This is a genomic window from Streptomyces sp. KLMMK (assembly GCF_036961605.1).
Lineage (GTDB): Bacteria > Actinomycetota > Actinomycetes > Streptomycetales > Streptomycetaceae > Streptomyces > Streptomyces telluris.
Window position 1 is genome coordinate 1 of sequence record NZ_JBAMDC010000522.1, and the last position, 3873, is coordinate 3873.

Genomic DNA, 3873 nt, shown 5'->3' on the forward strand with positions numbered 1-3873 from the left:
GCTGCCGTCGTCGATGATCGCGAGCTCGGCGCCGACCTCGACCGTCTCGTCCTCGCCCACCTTGATGGAGGCGAGGATGCCGGACGCGGGGGCCGGGATCTCGGTGTCGACCTTGTCGGTGGAGACCTCGAGCAGCGGCTCGTCGGCCTCCACGCGCTCACCCTCGGCCTTGAGCCAACGGGTGACGGTGCCCTCGGACACGCTCTCGCCGAGCGCCGGCAGGGTTACGGAAACCGCCATGGTTGCGGTTGCTCCTTACGAGTAGTGCGGATGGTGGTGCGCTCGGGACTTAGTCGTGCGAGTGCAGCGGCTTGCCGGCCAGGGCCAGGTGAGCCTCGCCCAGAGCCTCGTTCTGCGTCGGGTGCGCGTGGATGAGCTGTGCGACCTCGGCCGGCAGCGCCTCCCAGTTGTAGATCAGCTGGGCTTCGCCGACCTGCTCACCCATGCGGTCGCCGACCATGTGGACACCGACGACGGCACCATCCTTGACCTGGACGAGCTTGATCTCGCCCGCGGTCTTCAGGATCTTGCTCTTGCCGTTGCCCGCGAGGTTGTACTTCAGAGCGACGACCTTGTCGGCGCCGTACAGCTCCTTGGCCTTCGCCTCGGTGATGCCGACGGAAGCGACCTCGGGGTGGCAGTACGTGACGCGCGGCACGCCGTCGTAGTCGACCGGCACGGGGTTGAGACCGGCCAGCCGCTCCGCAACCAGGATGCCCTCTGCGAAGCCGACGTGCGCGAGCTGGAGGGTCGGGACGAGGTCACCGACGGCCGAGATGGTCGGCACGTTGGTGCGCATGTACTCGTCGACCAGGACGTAGCCGCGGTCCATCGCGACGCCCTGCTCCTCGTAGCCCAGGCCCTGGGAGACCGGGCCGCGGCCGATGGCGACCAGCAGCACCTCGGCCTCGAACTCCTTGCCGTCCGCAAGGGTGACCTTGACGCCGTCGGCGGTGTACTCCGCCTTCTGGAAGAAGGTGCCGAGGTTGAACTTGATGCCGCGCTTGCGGAACGCGCGCTCCAGCAGCTTGGAGCTGTTCTCGTCCTCGACCGGGACGAGGTGCTTCAGGCCCTCGACGATGGTGACGTCGGTGCCGAAGGACTTCCACGCGGAGGCGAACTCGACGCCGATGACGCCGCCGCCCAGGATGATCGCGGACTTCGGCACGCGGTCCAGGACGAGCGCGTGGTCCGAGGAGATGATGCGGTTGCCGTCGATCTCCAGGCCCGGCAGCGACTTCGGCACGGAGCCGGTCGCGAGGAGGACGTGGCGGCCCTGGACGCGCCGGCCGTTCACGTCGACCGAGGTCGGGGACGACAGGCGGCCCTCGCCCTCGATGTAGGTCACCTTGCGGGAGGCGACCAGGCCCTGCAGGCCCTTGTACAGGCCGGCGATCACGTCGTCCTTGTACTTGTGGACGCCCGCGATGTCGATGCCCTCGAAGGTGGCCTTGACACCGAACTGCTCGCTCTCACGAGCCTGGTCCGCGACCTCACCGGCGTGCAGCAGCGCCTTGGTGGGGATGCAGCCGTTGTGCAGGCAGGTGCCGCCCAGCTTGTTCTTCTCGATCAGGGCGACGTCGAGACCCAGCTGCGCTCCGCGCAGGGCGGCGGCGTAACCGCCGCTACCGCCTCCGAGGATCACTAGGTCGAAAACGGTGCTGGCGTCGTTCGCCACGTCACGTCCTCCATGCATGGGTACGCCGGAGCCGGTCACCGATGACCGGGCGGCGGCTGTCGTTCGGCCGCGTTTCTTCGGCCCTGTGATTAGGGGGGCCCTGTCCTGCCGAGACAACATCTTCGCATTTGTTGACGGACGGCGGGACGCCGGGCCGGTCCCGGAGGCGACGGTTGCGTCACCTTCGGGGGTTACTCGTGCGTACGGCCGAGGTATTTCGTTACAAGCGAACGGATCCGCACGGCCCCGGGCAAAAGCCGCGGGACCGTGCGACCGTACGGGCCGTGCGGACCGTGGGGGAGGCTCAGCCGAGGTCGCCGGCGGCGGTGTGCTCCGCCAGGCGGACCAGCGTGCGGACCGCGGAGCCGGTGCCGCCCTTCGGGGTGTAGCCGTACGGGGCGCTCTCGTGGTACGCCGGGCCCGCGATGTCCAGGTGCGCCCAGGCGATGCCCTCGCCCACGAACTCCTTCAGGAAGATGCCCGCGAGCAGGCCGCTGCCCATCCGCTCGCCCATGTTGGCGAAGTCGGCGACCGGGGAGTCCATGGCCTTGCGCAGCTCGGCCGGGAGCGGCATCGGCCACGCCTGCTCGCCGACCTCCTCGGCGATCTCGTAGACCGAGGTGCGGAAGGCGTCGTCGTTGCCCATGACGCCGAACGTGCGGTTGCCCAGCGCGAGCACCATGGCACCCGTCAGGGTGGCGACGTCCACGATCGCGTCCGGGTTCTCCTCCGAGGCGCGGGCCAGGGCGTCGCCCAGGACCAGGCGGCCCTCGGCGTCCGTGTTGAGGACCTCGACGGTCTTGCCGCCGTACATCTTCAGGACGTCACCCGGGCGGGTGGCGGAGCCGGAGGGCATGTTCTCCGCGAGGGCCAGCCAGCCCGTCACGTTGACCTGCAGGCCCAGGCGGGCGGCGGAGACGACCGCGGCGAACACGGCGGCCGCGCCGGCCATGTCGCACTTCATGGTCTCGTTGTGGCCGGCCGGCTTCAGGGAGATGCCGCCCGAGTCGTAGGTGATGCCCTTGCCGACGAGGGCCAGGGTCTTCTCCGCCTTCGGGTGGGTGTAGCCGATCCGCACCAGGCGCGGCGGGGCGTCCGAGCCGCGGCCGACGCCCATGATGCCGCCGAAGCCGCCCTTCAGCAGGGCCTTCTCGTCCAGCACCTCGACCTTGAGGCCGAACTCCTTGCCGGCGGTCTGGGCCGCGGCGGCGAAGGCCTTCGGGTCGAGCTCGTTCGGCGGCATGTTGACGAGGTCGCGGGCGCGGTTGACCTCTTCGGCCACGGTCGCGGCGCGCTCGGCCGCGGCCTTGAACGCCTTGTCGCGCGGCTTGCCGCCCAGCAGGGCGATCTCGGCGAGCGGGGCGCCCTTGTCGTTCTTCTTCGCGGCGGCGTTGCCGGCCGGGCGGTAGGAGTACGCGCCGAGCAGGGCGCCCTCCGCGATCGCGCCGGCGGCGTCGGCGTCCTCGACGGGCAGCGCGAACGCGGCCTTCTTGGTACCGGCCAGCGCACGGGCCGCGGAACCCGCGGCCCGGCGCAGGGCCTCGTGGGCGAAGCCCTCGTCCTTCGCCGGGGCTTCGCCCAGGCCGACCGCCAGCACGACCGGGGCCTTCAGCCCGGACGGGGCGGGGAGCTTGGTCGTCTCCCCCTCGCCGCCGGTGGCGCCGAGGGCCTCCAGGACGGCGGCCAGCTTGCCGTCGAAGGCCTTGTCAACGGCTTCGGCGCCGGCGGCGACGACGGGGCCCTTCGGGCCCTTCGCCACGCCGATGACGACGGCGTCCGCGCGCAGCGTCGCCGCACTGGAAGTGCTGAGAGTCAGAGCAGACACGGTGGTGAGGTCCCTACTTCCGTTGAGTTTCTCGGCCGAGCGGGTGGGTCGGCCGCACCCCGGGCATCGTATGCGCCATATCCCTGTGGGGGGCATCCAAGGGTCGTTCAGGGGTGCGTGGTTCGGCTGGCGCGGGGCCCGCGGCCACCTCCGCCGCGGCGGAGATCGGCCATGGCGGCGCGTAGCGGCGGTGCAACGACCGGCTCGGCCGGGGACGGGCACCGCCGGGCCGGGTCAGCCCAGGGACAGGGCCACCAGTACCGTCGTCGCCGCCGTTTCGGCGAGCGCGCCGAAGACGTCGCCCGTCACGCCGCCGAAGCGGGACACGCACCGGCGGAGGAGCAGCTCCGCGCCGACGAGGCCCGCCGCG

Annotated in this window: 4 protein-coding genes; all 4 read right to left on the reverse strand. The window is 71.2% G+C overall.

The genetic code is table 11. The features are described 5' to 3' along the window. A partial coding sequence (locus V7793_RS34835) for a biotin/lipoyl-containing protein (RefSeq protein WP_336013695.1) occupies positions 1 to 240 on the reverse strand: 240 nt, incomplete at its 3' end. Positions 241 to 289: 49 nt separating this feature from the next. Then, positions 290 to 1678: a dihydrolipoyl dehydrogenase gene (lpdA, locus tag V7793_RS34840; RefSeq protein ID WP_336013696.1), complete on the reverse strand. Its 1389-nt coding sequence runs from the start codon at positions 1676 to 1678 to the stop codon at positions 290 to 292. A 304-nt stretch (positions 1679 to 1982) separates the two neighbouring features. Then, the gene (locus V7793_RS34845; protein WP_336013697.1) at positions 1983 to 3503 is read right to left on the reverse strand and encodes a leucyl aminopeptidase; all 1521 of its coding nucleotides are present in this window, start codon (positions 3501 to 3503) and stop codon (positions 1983 to 1985) included. Positions 3504 to 3737: 234 nt separating this feature from the next. Next, entirely contained in the window at positions 3738 to 3848 is a 111-nt protein-coding gene (locus V7793_RS34850) for an adenosylcobinamide-GDP ribazoletransferase (RefSeq protein ID WP_336013698.1), read from the reverse strand. Between the last annotated feature and the right edge of the window lie 25 nt (positions 3849 to 3873).